14 protein-coding genes are annotated in these 17043 nt (G+C 72.2%); 9 read left to right on the forward strand and 5 right to left on the reverse strand.

The features are described from left to right. Positions 1-186: 186 nt before the first annotated feature. Positions 187-750 carry a hypothetical protein gene (locus tag ACFXMF_RS29785; RefSeq protein WP_379988537.1) on the reverse strand — a complete coding sequence of 188 codons (564 nt, stop codon included), beginning with the start codon at positions 748-750 and terminating at the stop codon, positions 187-189. Positions 751-834: 84 nt separating this feature from the next. Beyond that, complete coding sequence (locus tag ACFXMF_RS29790; RefSeq protein WP_379988535.1) at positions 835-1386, reverse strand: helix-turn-helix domain-containing protein; 552 nt, start codon at positions 1384-1386, stop codon at positions 835-837. A gap of 61 nt (positions 1387-1447) precedes the next feature. Between ACFXMF_RS29790 and ACFXMF_RS29795 the strand changes: the two genes are divergently transcribed. From ACFXMF_RS29795 to ACFXMF_RS29830, 8 genes are all read left to right on the forward strand, one after another. Next, positions 1448-2386, forward strand: a complete 939-nt coding sequence (locus ACFXMF_RS29795) for an alpha/beta fold hydrolase (RefSeq protein ID WP_379988534.1) — start codon at positions 1448-1450, stop codon at positions 2384-2386. Between the two features lie 150 nt (positions 2387-2536). Then, complete coding sequence (locus ACFXMF_RS29800; protein WP_379988533.1) at positions 2537-4153, forward strand: ABC transporter substrate-binding protein; 1617 nt, start codon at positions 2537-2539, stop codon at positions 4151-4153. Between the two features lie 302 nt (positions 4154-4455). Further along, positions 4456-4599, forward strand: a complete 144-nt coding sequence (locus ACFXMF_RS29805) for a hypothetical protein (protein WP_379988532.1) — start codon at positions 4456-4458, stop codon at positions 4597-4599. Then, a complete protein-coding gene (locus ACFXMF_RS29810) occupies positions 4596-5579 on the forward strand; it encodes an ABC transporter permease (RefSeq protein ID WP_379988531.1) in 984 nt (327 codons plus the stop codon). Before ACFXMF_RS29805 ends, ACFXMF_RS29810 begins: the two co-directional genes overlap by 4 nt. A gap of 2 nt (positions 5580-5581) precedes the next feature. Continuing rightward, a complete protein-coding gene (locus tag ACFXMF_RS29815; protein ID WP_379988529.1) occupies positions 5582-7477 on the forward strand; it encodes a dipeptide/oligopeptide/nickel ABC transporter permease/ATP-binding protein in 1896 nt (631 codons plus the stop codon). Between the two features lie 80 nt (positions 7478-7557). Next, positions 7558-8949 carry a serine hydrolase domain-containing protein gene (locus ACFXMF_RS29820; RefSeq protein ID WP_379988528.1) on the forward strand — a complete coding sequence of 464 codons (1392 nt, stop codon included), beginning with the start codon at positions 7558-7560 and terminating at the stop codon, positions 8947-8949. A 461-nt stretch (positions 8950-9410) separates the two neighbouring features. Then, positions 9411-10058: an ankyrin repeat domain-containing protein gene (locus tag ACFXMF_RS29825; protein WP_360316091.1), complete on the forward strand. Its 648-nt coding sequence runs from the start codon at positions 9411-9413 to the stop codon at positions 10056-10058. Beyond that, complete coding sequence (locus tag ACFXMF_RS29830; protein WP_379988526.1) at positions 10055-11209, forward strand: hypothetical protein; 1155 nt, start codon at positions 10055-10057, stop codon at positions 11207-11209. Before ACFXMF_RS29825 ends, ACFXMF_RS29830 begins: the two co-directional genes overlap by 4 nt. A 76-nt stretch (positions 11210-11285) precedes the next feature. Here the strand turns inward: ACFXMF_RS29830 and ACFXMF_RS29835 are convergent, their stop codons facing one another. The 3 genes from ACFXMF_RS29835 to ACFXMF_RS29845 form a co-directional block, all read right to left on the reverse strand. Beyond that, positions 11286-13121: an ABC transporter ATP-binding protein gene (locus tag ACFXMF_RS29835; protein WP_379988525.1), complete on the reverse strand. Its 1836-nt coding sequence runs from the start codon at positions 13119-13121 to the stop codon at positions 11286-11288. After that, positions 13108-14946, reverse strand: a complete 1839-nt coding sequence (locus tag ACFXMF_RS29840; RefSeq protein ID WP_380020855.1) for an ABC transporter ATP-binding protein — start codon at positions 14944-14946, stop codon at positions 13108-13110. The genes ACFXMF_RS29835 and ACFXMF_RS29840 overlap by 14 nt, the downstream gene beginning before the upstream one ends. Before the next feature lie 131 nt (positions 14947-15077). Further along, on the reverse strand, positions 15078-16283 hold the full coding sequence (locus tag ACFXMF_RS29845) for a Dyp-type peroxidase (RefSeq protein ID WP_360316083.1): 1206 nt from the start codon (positions 16281-16283) through the stop codon (positions 15078-15080). Positions 16284-16323: 40 nt separating this feature from the next. Between ACFXMF_RS29845 and ACFXMF_RS29850 the strand changes: the two genes are divergently transcribed. After that, the coding region (locus tag ACFXMF_RS29850; RefSeq protein WP_380020857.1) for a right-handed parallel beta-helix repeat-containing protein at positions 16324-17043 on the forward strand (720 nt) is incomplete at its 3' end.

Consider the following 17043-nt stretch of genomic DNA (forward strand, 5'->3'; position numbering starts at 1 on the left):
CCACCCAATGCGGCCGGATGATCACATACTGTTACATATAGACCATGCCGCGAGTCCCTCATCGGATCGACGCGGCGAGTTGCTCCATCCACGTGTCGTGCCCCCGAACCCGGGTGGCGCGCGCCGATCGCGCCGGCGCGCCCTGCTGTCATGCGAGGCGTCGACGGCGCCGCTTCACAGCCGACGTCAGCCTTCCGGACGGATCCCGTACTCGGCCAACCACCGGAGCAACTCGTCGCGGGAGGCTCGGACCAGGCGCCCGCCCGTGAAACGCACGTCGTGGGTGACCTCCGCCACGCATTCGCCGGGCGGCGCGAACGACCGCGCCTCCTCGTCGGTGCCGAACTCGGCTTCCGCGAGCACCAGGCCCCGAAGCCGGCCCTCGAAGACATCGACGCCCAAGGGGGGCACGGCGAAACGCGTCTTGCACAACACCGCGGCCGGCAGCGCGGCGAGCACGTCGTACTCGGCGGGCGACAGATACGTGTTCGTGATCAGGCCCTGGACGGCGCCGGGCCGACGGACGGGGATCTTCTGGGTGAGCTTGAACTCGCGGCGACCGTCCCCGAAGTGCACTCGCCGCAGCCGCAACCGAGTGCCGTGCACGTACCGGTCGGTGATGGCACGAATGGCGGTCACCGCCGACGGGTCCGGGGGGCCGGCCGCCAGGAACCGTCTCTCGCGCTCGACCCGCGAGTACTTGCCCGGGCGAACCGGCCTACCCTCGACCCCACTTGCCCCGTCCGTCATGACGGACAGCTTCCCAGTCGTCCCTTGCCTCTCCGCCGCCGCGGCGGGAGAGCGAACCGGCCGGGCCGTCCGCCGGTTCCGACGCTACGCGCCCGACGCCTGCGGGGGTGGCGGCTCGCCGGGGAACAGGGTCAGGCTGAGCAGGTGGCGCGAGCGTTCCGGCGAGGGCTCGTTCTCGGCCTGGGCCATCAGCACGTCGCGCAAACCGTCGATCATCCGGAGCAGTTCCTCCCGGCTGAGCCACAGCGCGTGCTGGCGCAGGCTGATCAGGTCGCGAATGGGGTCCGCGCCCTCACGATCGAGGTAGACATTGAACTCCGCCTGCAGCGTCGCCATGGCCACCGCGAAGGTCCGGCGGTAGTCATCGGTCGTCATCGACGCGGCCGTGTCGGCGTCGATCACCGTCTTGCCACGGCACAACGTGTACCGGCGCTCGACCGCGCCGCGAATCCGCTCCTCGCCCTCCACCGCGAGGATGCCGCCGGCAACCAGTAGGCCGACGTGCCGGTAGACGGTGGCCTTCGACACGTCCGGCAGCAGGGCGCACAGGTCGGAGGTCGTTCGCGCCCGCCCGTCATACATGGCATGCACGATGCGCATCCGCGCGGGATGCAGAAACAGGTCGACCGTGTCCATGGACAAGACAATGCCACCGCCTATACCTTTCTCAAAACTGAGAACAGTGAGGATGCGAAGCATGTCCGACTCACCGCAAGCAATTCGCCCTCGCGCCGCGCTCTCCCAGCCCCCGCTGGGGCGTCGGTACACCGCCGGTGGCCGACGGCTGATGCTGCATCGCTCCGGCTCCGGGGGTCCGGCCGTGGTGTTCCTCCCGGGGGGCGGGATGGTCGGTCTGGACTACCTCAACATTCACGACCGGACGGCCGAGCGGACCACCTGCGTGCTCTACGACCGCGCCGGCACCGGTTGGAGCGACTCGGCCGAACTGCCGCGCTCCGCCGCCGAGGTCACGGACGAACTGCACGACCTGCTGCACGCCGCGGAGGTACCCGCCCCCTACGTGCTGGTGGGCCACTCGCTGGGCGGGGCCTACGCCCGCGTATTCGCGCAGCGCTTCCCCGCGCAGGTGGCGGGCCTGCTCCTGCTGGACCCCTCCCACGAGGACTTTCTCGCCCACGTGCCCGAGGAAGTGCGGGAATACGGGGAGCGGATGCGCCGGCAGATGGCGCAGCTGCGGCAGGAACCGCCGGACCCGACACCGGAACAACTCCGCCACGCCGTCGATCAGCTCGCCCCGATCTCGGGCAGGTGGCCGGAGTCCGTTCGCGAACCACTGATCGACCACCACATCGGCGCGTGGCGGACCAGCATCGACGAGGCGTGGAACCTCGACGGCGAGGTCGCCGACGAACTGCGGAGCGGTCCGGGCCTTCCGGATGTGCCCTTGATCGTGCTCACCGCGCTGGCGGAGGAGGCGGGCGAGGCCGAGCTCTGGCCCGCCGAAACGCTCCGCCGGTGCAGCGAGGTCAAGGCCGTGCTGCACGCGGAGTTGGCCGGTTCGGTCCGCAACGGCGAGCACCGGATCCTCGACGACGCGGGCCACGTCTGGCTGCACGAGGAACGCGCGGATGCCGTTCTCCAGGCCATCGACGATCTGCTCCGCGCGGCTCGGTAGCACTGCCATCGGCCAGGGGTCCCGGGCCACTTCCGGGACCGACACCCGCCGCACGCACGCGGGATCCCGCCCGCCGAACCACTCGCGTCCCCCATCACCATTCCCCCGTCGACGGCGTTGCGCCGTCGGCCGCCCAGGAGGTCCCGCAGGATGACCACGTTCGATCCGATATCCGCGCAGTCGACCCGACCGCCCACCAGAACCACGTCCAGGATGGTGGCGATCACCGCCACGGTCTGTCTGACCGCCGCGGCGTGCGGCGGTGGCGGCAGCGGCGGCGGCAGCGGACCCGGGGCCGACGGCGGCACCGTGACCATCGGCTTGGCGTCCGACCCGGGCACCCTCGATCCGTTGGGGACCGCGGGCTCGGCCGCGGGCGTGATGAACGTGTTCGCGTACGACGCGCTGGTGAACATCGCGGCCGACGGGCAGGTGGTCCCCGGGCTGGCGCGGTCCTGGCAGGTCGACGGCGCCAACCGGGTCGGCTTCGGCCTGCGCGAGGATGTGACGTGCGGCGACGGCACACCGCTGAAGGCGTCCGATGTCGCGAATGAGTTCAACCACATCGCCGACCCGAAGAACCAGTCGCCATTGCTGGGCTTGACCGTGCCCCGGAGCACGACCGCGAGCGGCGACGACACCACCCGCACGGTGACCCTGACCACGCAGGACCCCGCGCCGATGTTGCTGCGGATGGCCTCGATGGTCGCCATCGCGTGTCCCAAGGGCCTGAAGGCGCCGGGCACCCTCGCCCGTGCCTCGGACGGCACCGGCCCCTACGTGCTCTCCGAGGTCGTGCCGGGCGACCACTACACCTACGTCAAGCGCAAGGGCTACACGTGGGGCCCCGGCGGTGCGAGCAACGAGCAGTCCCCGAAGAAGGTGATCTTCAAGGTCGTCTCCAGCGAGACGACCGCGGCCAACCTGCTCCTGTCCGGCCGGCTCGACATCGCGCAGGTGATCGGCCCCGACCGGCAACGCCTGGAGGGTTCCGGCCTGAAGCCGCAGAGCGTGAACGCGTTGCTCGGGCAGTTCATCTTCGCCGAGACCCCCGGGCACCCGACCGCCGACGAGCGTGTGCGGCGGGCCCTGGTCCAGGCCCTCGATCTCCGCCAACTGGGCAGCGTCGCCACCGGCGGCGAGGGCACCCCGTCCAAGGGGCTCGGACTCGTCGAACCCAGGATGTGCCCCGGCGACAACATCGCCGGCAACCTGCCGGCACACGATCTCGCGCAGGCCGCAGCCGAGTTGACCGCTGCCGGCTGGACGAAGTCCGGCAACGGCTGGACCAAGGACGGCCGGGCCCTGGAAATCCGCTTCACCTACTCGGGCGGCGGTGAACAGACCACCGCCGCAGCGGAGTTGGCGGTCCAACAGTGGAAGGCGCTCGGCGTGAAGGTCGCCGTGACCACGTTCACCGCCACCACGCTCGCCTCGACCCTGGGCGGCGACGCCTGGGACGTCTCGTGGCCGCCGATCACCGCGGCCCTGCCCGACCAGCTCGTACCGTTCTTCAGTGGCCCCCGGCCGCCGGCGGGCATGAACTTCGGCGGGACGGACAATCCCGACCACCAGCGCCTGGTCGCCGCCGCGCGCGTCAAGCCGGACGCGGCCGGCTGCGCGGACTGGAGCGCCGCCGAGGTCGCGCTGTTCAAGCGCGTCGACGTCGTGCCCTTCGTGGACACCCGGGTGACCATGTTCGGCAAGGGCGTCACCTTCCGCCTCGACCGAGGGGCCATCGTCCCCACGGCGCTGCGCAAGAACTGACGATCCGTCGGCGCACGCTCGCGCGTGCCGTCACCTGCCCTCGCGTGGCTCGTGTGGAAGACCGCGCCCGCGCACCGATCGGGGCCCGCTCGTCGGGCGATCGAAGGGCCGTCGAGCCACGGCATCGTCATCCGCCGTGCCGGATGGGGCGGTTGCCCGACCACCGCCGGCGGGCCGGCACCGGCCGACGCCCGAATCCCGACCTCCGCACCCGCCCATGTAGCGCCGGGACGACACCGCGCGCCCAGGCCCCGGGCCGCCGTGTCCCGGCGAGGCCGGTCCACCTCCAGCAAGGAATCCCCATGACACACACCACCCGGATCGCGGTGCCGGACATCGCCGACCGCAACGCTCCCGAGTCCGTGCTCGCACGGTACGTCGACGTCACGTGCGACCTCGCCGGAGTCGACGGCCCACCGACACCGTCGAGAAGGACCGCACGATGAGCACCGCGACCGCCCGCTTCGCCGATGCCCGGCGCAACCCGTGGGTGACGTTCACGATCCGCCGTGTCGGCCGACTGATGACGTCCCTCGCCCTTTTGGTCACCGCGTCGTTCGCGATGATCCACCTGGTGCCGGGCGACCCGGTACGCGCCGCGCTGGGCCTGTCGGCCTCGCCCGAGCTGGTCGAGGCACGCGAGCACGCGCTCGGCCTGGACCGGTCCCTGCCGAACCAGTTCCTGCACTTCCTCACCAGACTCTTCCAGGGCGACCTCGGCGAGTCGATCGGCACACAAATGCCGGTCGCCGACGTCATCGCCGACCGGCTGCCCTCGACCATGCAGATCGCCGCGATCGCGTTCGCCACCACCATCGTCGTGGCCATCCCGCTCGGCATGGCGGCCGGGATCCTCACCCGCCACGGCCGCCGCCGACGCCTCGAACTTACCTTCGTCGGCAGCACCGGAATGGTGGCCGTCTTCCCGGAGTTCCTGATCGCGGTGGGCCTCGTCGCGCTCTTCGGGGTCCAGCTCGACTGGTTCCCGGTGGCCCTGAAGGAGGGGCCCACGTCGTACGTGTTGCCGGTACTGGCGCTCGCCATCGGCCCGGTGGCCGCGCTGTCGCGCATAGTGCGGGTCGAGACGCTGCGCGTGCTCGACGAGGACTACATGCGTACCGCCCGCGCCAAGCGGCTGCCCACCCGGATCCTCTATCTCCGGCACGCGCTGCCGAACCTGTTGACCTCATCGCTCACCCTCGGCGGGCTGATGCTCGCCGGGCTGCTGACCGGGACGGTCCTGGTGGAGAACGTCTTCGCGTGGCCGGGCCTGGGCATGACGATGGTCCAGGCGATCACCCAGAAGGACTATGCGCTGGTCCAGGGGGTCGTCCTCGTCTACGGCACGATCGCGCTGCTGATCAACTTCCTGGTCGACGTCCTCGTCGCCGTCGCCGACCCGAACTCCACGATCCGGGAGAGCTGATCATGTCGTTCACCCAACGCCTGCGCCGCACCCTGCGGACACCGCTGGGCATCGTCACGATGTTCGCCGTGCTCGTCCTGCTGACCGTCGCGATCATCGGGCCGATCTTCTGGCAGGACACCGCCGACCGCGTCGACACCACCGCGATCGGGCGGGGCGGCAGCGCCGAGCACTGGTTCGGCACCGATGCCCTGGGCCGGGACATCGCCGCGCGGATGGTCGTGGCGACCCGCCTCACCCTCGAACTGACCCTCGTCGCCACCGCGATCGGCACCGTAGGCGGGTTCGTGCTCGGCGCCCTGCCGACCGTCCTGGGCCCGCGCGCCGCCCGCCTGGTCACCGCCCTGGTCAACCTGCTCATCGCCTTCCCCACACTGCTGTTCGTGCTCTTCCTCGCCGTCGTCTTCGGCGTGGGCACGCACGGCGCGGTACTGGCGATCGGCATCGGCATCGTGCCGACCTTCGCCCGACTCGTCCAGAACCTGGCGGCCTCGGTGGCGGGTTCCGACTACGTGGCCGCGGCGCGCATCCTCGGGGTGGGTCGCTTCCGGCTGATCGTGCGGCACATCCTGCCCAACATCGCCGAGCCGGTCGCGCTGTTCGTCTTCCAGGCCGGCGCGGGCATCCTCCTCGCCTTCTCCGGCCTGTCGTTCCTCGGCATGGGCGTGCAGCCGCCGGACTACGACTGGGGCCGACTGCTCAACGAGCAGCTCAACCGCGTCTACCTGCACCCGGAGTCGGCGGTGGGACCGGCGGTGGCGATCGTGCTGACCGGGCTCGCGTTCAACCTGGTGGGCGAGTTGGTGTCGCAGGCCAGTGGGCGGCGCGGGCTCCGGACCGCCGCCGACGAAGCTCCGGCGATGCCGTCGGACACCGCGCACGACCCGGCCGCCGGCCACCCCGCGGGCGAGGACCGGACCGGCCCCGCCGCGCTGCTGGAGGTCGACCGGCTGCGGATCTCCTTCCCCGGCGGCCATCTCGCGGTGCGCGACGTGTCGTTGTCGATCGCACCCGGTGAGGCGGTCGGCATCGTCGGGGAGTCGGGCTCGGGCAAGAGCCTGACCGCGCTCGCCGTGGCGGGCCTGGTCCCCTACCCGGCGCGGGTCACCGCACGATCGATCACCTTCGACGGTGTCGACCCGACGGCCCGGGCCAGGCTCGGCACGTCGATCTCGATGGTCTTCCAGGACCCGATGGCCTCGCTCAACCCGGCGATGACGATCGGCAGGCAACTGTCCGAAGTCGCCGAGGTGCACCTCGGCCACAACCGGACCCAGGCCACGGAGCGGGCCGTGGACCGGTTGCGCGCGGTGCGCATCCCCGACCCCGAGCGGCGATCGGGCATGCGCCCGAGCGAGTTCTCCGGAGGCATGCGGCAGCGCACGATGATCGCCATGGGCCTGATGGGCGAGCCCCGACTCGTCATCGCCGACGAACCCACCACCGCGCTCGACGTGACGGTGCAGGCGCAGGTGCTCGCCGTGTTGCGGGACGTACGCGAGAAGTCGGGTGCGGCCGTGCTGATGATCTCGCACGACATCGCCGTCGTGTCCCAGGTCTGTGAGCGCGTATTGGTGATGTACGCCGGGCGGGTCGTCGAGGAGCTACCGACGGGTGACCTGGTGACCGGCACCGCGCATCCGTACACCCGTGCCCTGATCGGTGCCGTGCCCGACATGACGACCGACCGCGGGCTGCCGCTCGTCACCATCGCCGGACGCCCGCCGGGTCCCGGCGAGGACACCCCCGGTTGCCCCTTCGCGCCGCGCTGCGAACGGGCAACCGACCGCTGCCGCACGGACGAGCCGGTGCTGGAGCGGATCGACGCCGCGCGCCGGGTCGCCTGCTGGCACCCGGTCGGCACGGACGCCCGGGACCCGGCCGGCATCGAGGGCTGAACCGATCCCCCACGACCGCCCACCACTTCCCGATCGACCCCGGCGATGCGACACCACCCGCCACGACCCAGGAGATCCGCATGACCGACCGGACCACCCCCGCGAGCCCCCTCGACGCCGCCCACTGGCAGGCCCTCCTCGACGAGGCCGCCGCCCGACACGGCGTGCCGGGTGCCGGCCTGGGCATCTCGCACGGCGAGACCGTCATCGAGGCCGTCACCGGATTCGCCAACCTCGACGCAAGGATCGAGGCGACCACCGACACGCTCTTCCAGATCGGCTCGATCACCAAGGTGTGGACCGCGACCGTGGCGATGGGCCTGGTCGACGAAGGTCTCCTGAGTCTGGACCGGCCGGTCGTCGAGGTGCTGCCCGAACTGCGCCTGAGCGACCCCGATCTCACCCGGCGCGTCACGCTGCGGCACCTGCTGAGTCACACGAGCGGCATCGACGGCGACTTCTTCGTCGACACCGGCCGCGGCGACGACTGCCTGGAGAAGTACACCGAACGACTCGCCGAGGTCGGCGTGAACCACCCGCTGGGCGCCACCATGTCGTACTGCAACTCCGGGTTCAACCTGATCGGCCGCATCATCGAACGACTCACCGGCGACGGATGGGACCAGGCGATGCGCAAGCGCCTGTACGAGCCGCTCGGCCTCACCCACACCGTCACCCTGCCCGAGGACGCGCTGCGCTTTCGTACCGCGACCGGGCACTTCGGCCGGGGCGACGAGCAAAAGGGCGTCCCGCAGTGGGGCCTGGTCCGCAGCGCCGGTCCGGCCGGCCTGATCTGCTCGACCCCGCGTGAGGTCCTGGCCTTCGCCCGACTGCACCTGAACGACGGCGTCACCGCCGACGGCACCCGCGTCCTGTCCGCCGACAGTGCCGAACTGATGCGCAGGAAGCAGATAGACCTGCCCAACGGCCACACCCTGGGCGACTCGTGGGGCCTCGGCTGGATCCTCATGGGCTGGGACGGGCATCGCCTGTACGGCCACGACGGCACCACCCTCGGCCAGTCCGCCTTCCTGCGCATCCTCCCCGACGCCGACCTGGCCGTGTGCCTGCTCACCAACGGCGGTGACAGCAAGGCCCTTTACGCCGACCTGTACGGCGAGATCGTCCACTCCCTCGCCGGTGTGACGATGCCCCCGCCGCTGGAGCCCGCCGCCGGCCCGCTGCCCGCCGACGTGGCCGAGCACCTCGGCGTGTACGAACGCGAGGCGGTCCGCATGGAGGTCGTCCGGCGGGACGACGCCCTCACCATGCGAACCACCGTCACCAACGGGCTCGCCATGGGCAGGCAGGAGGAGCCGGTGATCGAATCCGAACTGCGTCAGGTGGAAGGCGACGTGTACGTGACGCGCTTCCCCGGCCTGCGCGACTGGATGCCGGTGACGTTCTACCGGCTCGCCGACGGCTCCTCCTATCTGCACGCCGGCGTCCGGGCCACCCCGAAGGTGGGTTGACGCGGCGGACCCCGCCGACCCGGGTCAGCCGGTGCGGTGACCGTCCCGGACGATGGCTCCCCCTGGACGACCAGGGGCATCTGCCGGGCGGGGTCGGCCGGTCGAGCAACCGGGCGTGCTCGGTTCGTCGCGGGCGGCGGTGCGGACCGCGTCCACGCCGTCGGCGATGCGGGAGTCGGCGACGCAGCACGGGTGGTCGCGGAACGCGTCGAGCAGGGCGGCGAACTCCTCGGCGGGGGTGCGGTGGCCGGGCGTGGGGTGGTGGAGGCGTGCCGGTGTGCCGAGCGGGGCGGCCGGGGTTGTTCGGCGCGGGCGGCGTGGCGGGTGGGCGTGGGATCGGCCGATCGGATGATCTCGCCGTCCACCATTCGTCGCCGTCGGACCGGTCGGGGCGCCGACGCCGGGGCGGGGGTGGCGGCGCAGGATGGGGGTTGCCGTCCCGCCTCGTGAAGGAGATCGTGATGACCGACCGCCCCCTGACCCCGGCCGACCGGGCCCTGTCGGATGCCGTCGACCGCGGTGACCTCGACGCCGTGCGCGCGGCGTCGGCCGCCGGTGCCGACCTCGGGGCGCGGGACGCCGCCGGTCGCACTCCGCTGTTGCGCGCCGCCCTCGCCGACCGGGTCGCCGTCGCCGCGCTGCTGGTGGAGGCCGGGGCCGACGTCAACGCCCAGGACGCCCGGCTGGACAGTCCGTGGCTGGTCACCGGGGTCACCGGCAGCGTGCCGATGATGCGTGCCCTGCTGCCCGGCCGGCCGGACGTCGCCCTGCGCAACCGGTTCGGCGGGGTGTCCGTGATCCCGGCCGCCGAGCGCGGCCACGTCGAGTACGTCCGCGCCGTCCTCGCCGAGACCGACATCGACGTCGACCACGTCAACGACCTCGGCTGGACCGCCCTGCTGGAGGCCGTGATCCTCGGCGACGGCGGGCTCGCCCATCGCGAGGTGGTGGACGTCCTGCTCGCCCACGGGGCCGACCCCCTGCTGCCCGACGGCGACGACGTCACCGCCCGTGTCCACGCCGAACGCCGCGGCTTCCGGGAGATCGCCGCCGCCCTGCGGGCCGCCGAGGCCGTGCGGGCCGACGACTCCCGCCCGGACCGACCGTGAACGCCCGGGCCACGGCCGGCCGCGCCGGTGTGCTCGCCGCGCTCGCCGCCGTCCTGCTCGCCGGCTGCGCCGGGTCCCCGCCCGCACGCGCTCCGGCGCCGTCGCCCGCCCCGGCCGCGCCCTTCGCGGCCTCGGCTCCGGCCGTCGCGCCCGTGCCGGGTTCGCCGTCCACCACCCTGCTCGTCACCGACTTCGGCGCCGACACCGTCACCTTCGTCGACCCGTCCCGCCCCGGCCCCGCCGCCGCCCTCGGCTCGGTCCGCGTCGGCACCGCCCCCTACGGGCTCGCCGTCGCCCCCGACGGCACCGCGTGGGTGGCCACCGCCGAGGGCGTCGCCGTCGTCGACACCCGCACCCGTACCCGCACCGCGCTCATCCCGTACACCACCCGCACCGGCCGCGTCACCACCGGCGAGTACCGGGGCGGCGGCATGGGCATCGCCCTGTCCCCCGACGGCACCCGGGTCTACGTCGGCGTCAACGTGCCCGGCGGCAACGGCTTCCTGGAGGTCGTCGACACCGCCGGCCGTACGGTCGCCCGGGTCGTCCCGGTCGGCCGCCGTCCCTTCGACGTGGACGTCTCCGCCGACGGCCGCCACGTGTACGTCACCGACCACGACTCCTTCGACGTCACCACCGTCGCCACCGCCGACTGGGCCACCCGGCGGATCGAGGTCGCCCCGTACGGCACCCGCGGCGGCCTCGGCTCGTGGCTCAAGCCCCACTACACCGCCGTCCGCCCCGTCGACGGCGCCCTGCTGCTCCCCTTCGAGGGCGAGCGCCTCGCCGTCGTCGACCCGGCGACCGGCCGGGTCACCATCGAGCCGATGACCGCCAACGCCCACCAGCACGGCGTCACCGTCGCCCCCGACGGCACCCTCTACGTCGTCGCCACCGGCCCGATCGACTCCGACGTCGACGCCGGTCCATCGCTCACCATCCGCGCCCCCGACGGGAGCGAACGGGTCGTCCCGCTCGACGGCCCGCACGAGAGCGTCACCCTGTCCCGCGACGGCCGCATCGCGTACGTCTCCGGCGGCTTCACCCGCGACGGCGGCTGGGACGGCCTCACCCTGGTCGACACCGCCACCGGGGCCACCACCCGCCTGCCCGTCGGCCGACTCCCGCTGACGGTCGCCGTCCTGCCGTGAACCCGAGCGAACCGGGCGTGTCGGATTCCGGTTCGGCGCCGGGGTGGTGGTCACCCGCGCGGCCTCGGCCGGTCCGTCAGGCGTCCTCCCCCCGATCGCCACCGAGGCGATATCCCGCGCGGTACGACGACTCCTGGATGCCGTACAGCTCGGCGTACGGGCCGCCCCGGGCGAGCAGTTCCTCGTGTGTGCCGTGCTCGGCCACCCGGGTGCCGTCCAGGACCACGATGAGGTCGGCCATCCGCACTGTGGAGAACCGGTGCGAGACCAGGAGGGTGATCCGCCCGATCGAGGCATTCTCCGGGGCGTGGGCCGCCTGCGCGTATCGCTCGAACAACGTGTGCTCGGTCTCGGCGTCCAGCGCGGACGTCGGTTCGTCCAGGATCAGCAGCACGGGAGCGTCCCGCATGAAGCCGCGGGCGAGGGCGATCTTCTGCCACTGACCGTGCGAGAGATCGGTGCCCTGCTCCCAGGTCGGCCCGAGCTGCGTGTCCAGGCCGTGGTCCAGCTTCGCCACCACGTCGTCGGCGCCCGCGCGATCGACGGCCGTTCGCACGGCCGACGAGTCCTCGATCCTGGGCAGATCGCCCACGCCCACCGATTGCCGCACCGGATACTCGAACCGGAAGAAGTCCTGGAAGGCCCCGGCCAATCGCTCCCGCCAGTCGGCCGTACGGATCCGGCGCAGGTCCGTGCCGTCCACCGTGATGCGCCCCTCGGTGGGCACGTGGAAGCCGCACAGGAGTTTGACCAGGGTCGACTTGCCGGCCCCGTTCTCCCCGACGATGGCGATCGTCTTCCCCGCCGGGAGGTCGAGGGTGACTCGGTCCAGGACCAGCCGCTCGGTTCCGGGGTACCGGAAGGACACCCCCTCGAACCGGATGCCGTCGGTCAGTCGCCCGGGCGCGGGCAGATCGGCCTCGGCCTGGGCCGCCCGGGCGTAGTCCTCCAGCCAGGCCAGGCGGCGCGAGACGTCGAGCCAGATGGCGCGGAAGAACCGGGTCTGGGTGACCGTGTGGTCGACGTAGTGCGACAGACGACTGCCCGCTGCCAGCACCAGTGTCACGTCGCCGGCCGCCGAGACCCCTCCCTCGGCGAGGTACGCCACGGCCGCGATGAAGCTCACGCCGAACAGGGCCTGGGCGGCGGCCTGCCAGGCCGCCGAGGTCCAGCGCGCCCGGGCCAGTGGCACATACCGCCGCCGCCAGGACTGTCGATGGCTCTCGCGCAACCAGTCCTGGACACCGGCGACGCGCAGTTCCTTCCCGGCGCCCGCCGAGGTCCCCAGCACGAACAGGTGCCGGGCCCGCCGCTCGTGCCGGGCCCCGGCCTCCTCGGCGGTCTTCTCCACACCGGAACGCCAGTGGGAGACCAGCACGCCCGGGACGGCGAAGACGCCGAGCAGGACGAGCCTGGGATCGACCGAGATCAACACCGCGAGGGTGAAGGCCAGCCGGATCAGCGCGCCGAGGCCGGCGAAGAGCTGTTGGTAGAGCATGCTCAGCGCGTCGGCGTGATCGCGCAGCACGGACAACCGGTCCAGGTGGTCGGTGCGTTCGTGGTGTTCGGTCGTGGCGATCGAGGACTGCAACCGAGCGACATGCGACTCGACCACCACCGCGGCCCGGTCCGCGAAGCGGCGGTTGGCCCGGTCGCCGACAACGTTGAGCAGCCAGTCGGCGGTGGCCAGCACGCCCACGAACACCACGGCGAACGCGACCCGACCGTCGTCGCCGGCGAGCACGCCGTCGACGAGCACCGCCAGCCCCACCGCGAACAGCGCGTCCGGGGCCGCGGCGGCGACGCTGCCGGCGAACGCCACCACGATCAGGCCGGGACCGGCCCGGTAGCCCATCCGCAGGGAACGGAACAGGGCCGTCGCGGAGGACGGCAACCGGTCAGCCGACGACATCGGGCTCCTCCGCGACGAATCGGGACGCCTGCAGGTCGAACATCCGGCGGTAGCGCCCGTCCACCAGGGCCATGAGTTCGTCGTGGGTGCCCAGTTCCGCGACCCGGCCCGCCTCCAGCACACAGATGCGGTCCGCGTGCCGCACGGTGGAGAAGCGGTGCGAGATCAACAGCGTGGTGCACCCGCGGGTCGCCCCGAGGATGCGGTCGAAGATCTCGGCCTCGCCCCTGACGTCCAACTGGGCGGTGGGCTCGTCCAGGACGACGACAGCCGCACCCTGGCGCACGGCGCACAACGCGCGCGCGACCGCCACCCGCTGCCACTGGCCGCCGGACAGCTCCGTGCCGTCGTCGTACCCGCGGGCCAGGATCGTGTCCAAGTCCGCGACCCCGGCGTCGCCCGCGTCGAACAACGCCGCCTCGATCGTCTCGTCCGGGGCGCCCAGCGGCGCCACGTTCACCCGCAGCGGCATCTCGTAGTGGACGAAGTCCTGGAACACCGCGGTCACCCGACGCCGCCACGACCGCACGTCCAGCTCCCGCAGATCGACGCCATCGGCCTCGACGGCCCCGCGCGTCGGTTCGTACAGCCCGCACACCAGCTTGGCCAGCGTGGTCTTGCCCGCCCCGTTCAGGCCGACCACCGCCAGCGACGTGCCCGCCTCGATGGTCAGGTCGAGCCCGTCGAGCACCGGCCGGTCGGCCCCCGGGTAGGTGAACCCGACCTGCCGGAAACGAAGGGCCGTGCGCGGCAGTGCGTCCGCGCTCCGCTCGCCCGTGGTCAGTCGCCCGGCCTCGGCCATCTCCGTCTCCAATGCGAGCACCGCCGCCACCGAGTGCGCGGCCGGCGGCAACGCCCAGCTCAGACCGCCGAAAGCCAGCGTGCTCACACCCGCCGTGGCCTGGGCGAACAGGACCACTTCACCGATGCCGACACTGCCGGCGACCGCGTCGTGGGCCAACGACCACAGCAGCAGGCCATTGGCCGCCACCAGCACGAGGATCGTGCGGCCGAGCGGTTTGCGCCGCAACTGCGTTGCCTGCCACCGCAGGTCGACCAGCCGTCGCCGACTGCGGGTGAACCGGGCCACCGTCCAATCGCTCAGCCCGAACAGCCGCAGTTCCTTCGCCGCCGGCGAGTCCACGGCCTGCCGGTAGGCGTATTCGGCCTGCCGCCGGGCGTCCAGGACCTCACCGTCGTCGCGATCCCCCCAGACGCTGCTCTCGCGCAGCAGCCAGTGCGTCGACGCCCAGGCCCCGCCCACCAACAGCGGGGCCCACCAGGCGTAGGCGGCGAGCACGGCGGCCTGGCCGAGACCGGCCACCACCTCCACCAGCCCGCCGGCGATGATGCCCAGCGACAGGTGCATGGGAGGCCCGGCGATGCCCAGGTCGAAATCACGCGCGCCGGTGAGCCGGTCCGTCAGTTCCCGCGATTCCAGATGGGTCACGCCGGGCGGTCCGGTCGTGGCGACCAACAGTCGATCGTGCAACCAACAGGACAGCCGCTCACCGAGGTTGGCCCCCACCTGGGCGTGCAGGGGCCCCAGCAGTTGCACCGTCACGAACACCAGGCCCGCGGCGATCAAGGGCCCGTGCGGCGACCTGTCCTGGTCGACGGCCGTCACCGTCGCCGCGACGGTGACCGTGAACAGGGCGGGCAGTGCACCCCGCGCCACGATCAGCACCCACCACGCGGCGGTGATGCCCGGGGACGCGCGGGGCAACACGGAGAAGAACTTCCACTCCTCACGGCTCCGGACCCGATCGGCGAAGGACCTGAACGGCGAAGCCGCGGACACGGCGTCGGCTTGTTTCGGGCGCACGAAAGAGACCTTCCGGTACAGGAGTTCGGGGGCCAGGGCATTGTCCGCGACGACTCGCTCGACGGGGTCCACCGGGACTCGCCGGGATCCACCCGGATCCGACCCCCGAACGCCCGCACGGGGAGCCGGTGTTACCTCCAGAGTTGTTCGCCCAGGGTTCCGCCCGGGTTGATGCCCGGAAGCACGTAGGCCACCGCCGAGGCCCGGTGTTCGATGAAGGGGATCAGCGCGTCGCGGGTGGCCAGGCGGTTTTGTACACGGGTGAACAGGGCGGGGTCGCGCATGAACGCGCAGAACAGCAGCCCTCGGTCGTCCGGTCCGTCGTCGTAGTTGTAGCTGCGGCGGAGCATCCGGGCGCCTCCGTCGAGCCGGGGGCTGCTGAGCCGGACGTGGGCCGTCACGGGGATGATGTAGGCGCCGTCCGCGTGCTTGGCGTAGATGTCCGGATCATCGTGTTCGGCGGTGCCGGTGAGCGGGACGCCGTCCCCGATGCGGCGGCCGATCATCTTGTTCTGCCGGTCCTCGGGGATTGCCGCGAAACCGGCGACGTCCATGTGGATTCTGCGGTAGACCAGGATGGTTCCGTGCTCGTGGGCTCCCGGTGGGCCCCAGACCCAGCGCCCTGCGGCCGTGTCGTCGGGGTTGGCGGTGCCGTCCTTGAAGCCGAAGAGGTTTCGCGGCGTGACGCCGGGGGCGGTGTGGGGCAGGAAGCCGGATTGGGTCCAGCGCGGGACGGCGCCGGCGGACTGCGCGGCGGTGGCGGCCAGTTCGGCGACCACGGTCAGTGTCCAGCGGTCGGCGGCGCACAGTTGGAGCAGTAGGTCGCCGTTGCCGCGGGCCGCATCCAGGCGATCGTCGGGGAAGGCCGGCAGGTCGGCCAGTTCGGCGGGCACGTTCAGGGCGAGCCGGGACGCGAGCGCGGGGCCGACGCCGACGACGCACGCGAGTCGGGTCGTCTCTCCGGTGTGCAGACGCGGATCGGGCAGCGTGCCGGCGGCCGCGCCGGAGAGGGTGCCGGTCAGCGCGGCGAGGACGTTGCGCAGGGTCTCGCGGTCCGCGGCGACGGACCTCGGCGGAAGATCGAAGGACAACATCTGCGTGGCGGGCAACTGCGGCTCCGTCACCCCGGCTTGGCGCAGGCCGTGAAAGCGGATCGCCGCCGGCGAGGCGCCGGACCCGGTACCGCGGCCTTGCGGCCGAGCGTGGTTCGCCACCGGCTCCGCCGCCGCGCCGACCGCTGCGGCCAGCGCCGCTCCGGTCGCGAACAGGGCTCTGCGTCCCAATCCGGACGTGGCGGGTCGCGCCGGCTCCTGCGGGCTCTTCGGTTCGGTGTGCATGCGCGATATTGCAGACGATAGAACACCTGTCATGCAACTCTTGTCTCTTCCACGCCTGTTGCCCCGCCCGACGACTCGGCCCGCCGCCCTCCGGACGAGAACGCCGCGACGCCTGTCGCTGCTGCTGGTCGGTGTCGCGGTGGCGCTCGCGGGTTGCTCGTCGACGGATTCCCCGTCGTCCGACGACCGGCACCCGGCCGGGAACGTGGTTCGGGTACCGCAGGACTTCCGCACGGTACAGAAGGCGGTGGACGTCGCTCGCGAGGGCGACACGGTGCTGGTCGACCCCGGCGTGTACCGCGAGAGCGTGCGGGTCGCCACGCCGCGCGTGGTGCTGCGCGGCACCGACCGCAACACGGTGGTCTTCGACGGCGGTGTGCGGCTCGCCAATGGCATCACCGTCACCGGTGCCGGCTCGGTGGTGGAGAACCTCACCGTCCGCGGCTACCTCGCCAACGGCGTGCTGTTCACCGGCGTCACCGACGAGCGCCTGCAACAGCGCGGCGCCGGCGGCTCGGCCTACAATCCGCTGGACACCACCCGCTTCCCGATGGTGCAGGGGTTTCGGGCCACCAAGGTGACGGCGTACAACAACGGGCTCTACGGCATCTACGCGTTCGACGCGCGCGGCGGGATCATCGAGGACTCCTACGCTTCCGGACAGGCCGATTCCGGTATCTACGTCGGCCAGTGCAAGCCGTGCGACACGCTGGTGCGCGGCAACACGGTGGAGCGCAACGCAGTGGGCATCGAGATCACC

Origin of the sequence: Embleya sp. NPDC059213 (assembly GCF_042754445.1) — a bacterium.
Classification (GTDB): Bacteria; Actinomycetota; Actinomycetes; order Streptomycetales; family Streptomycetaceae; genus Embleya.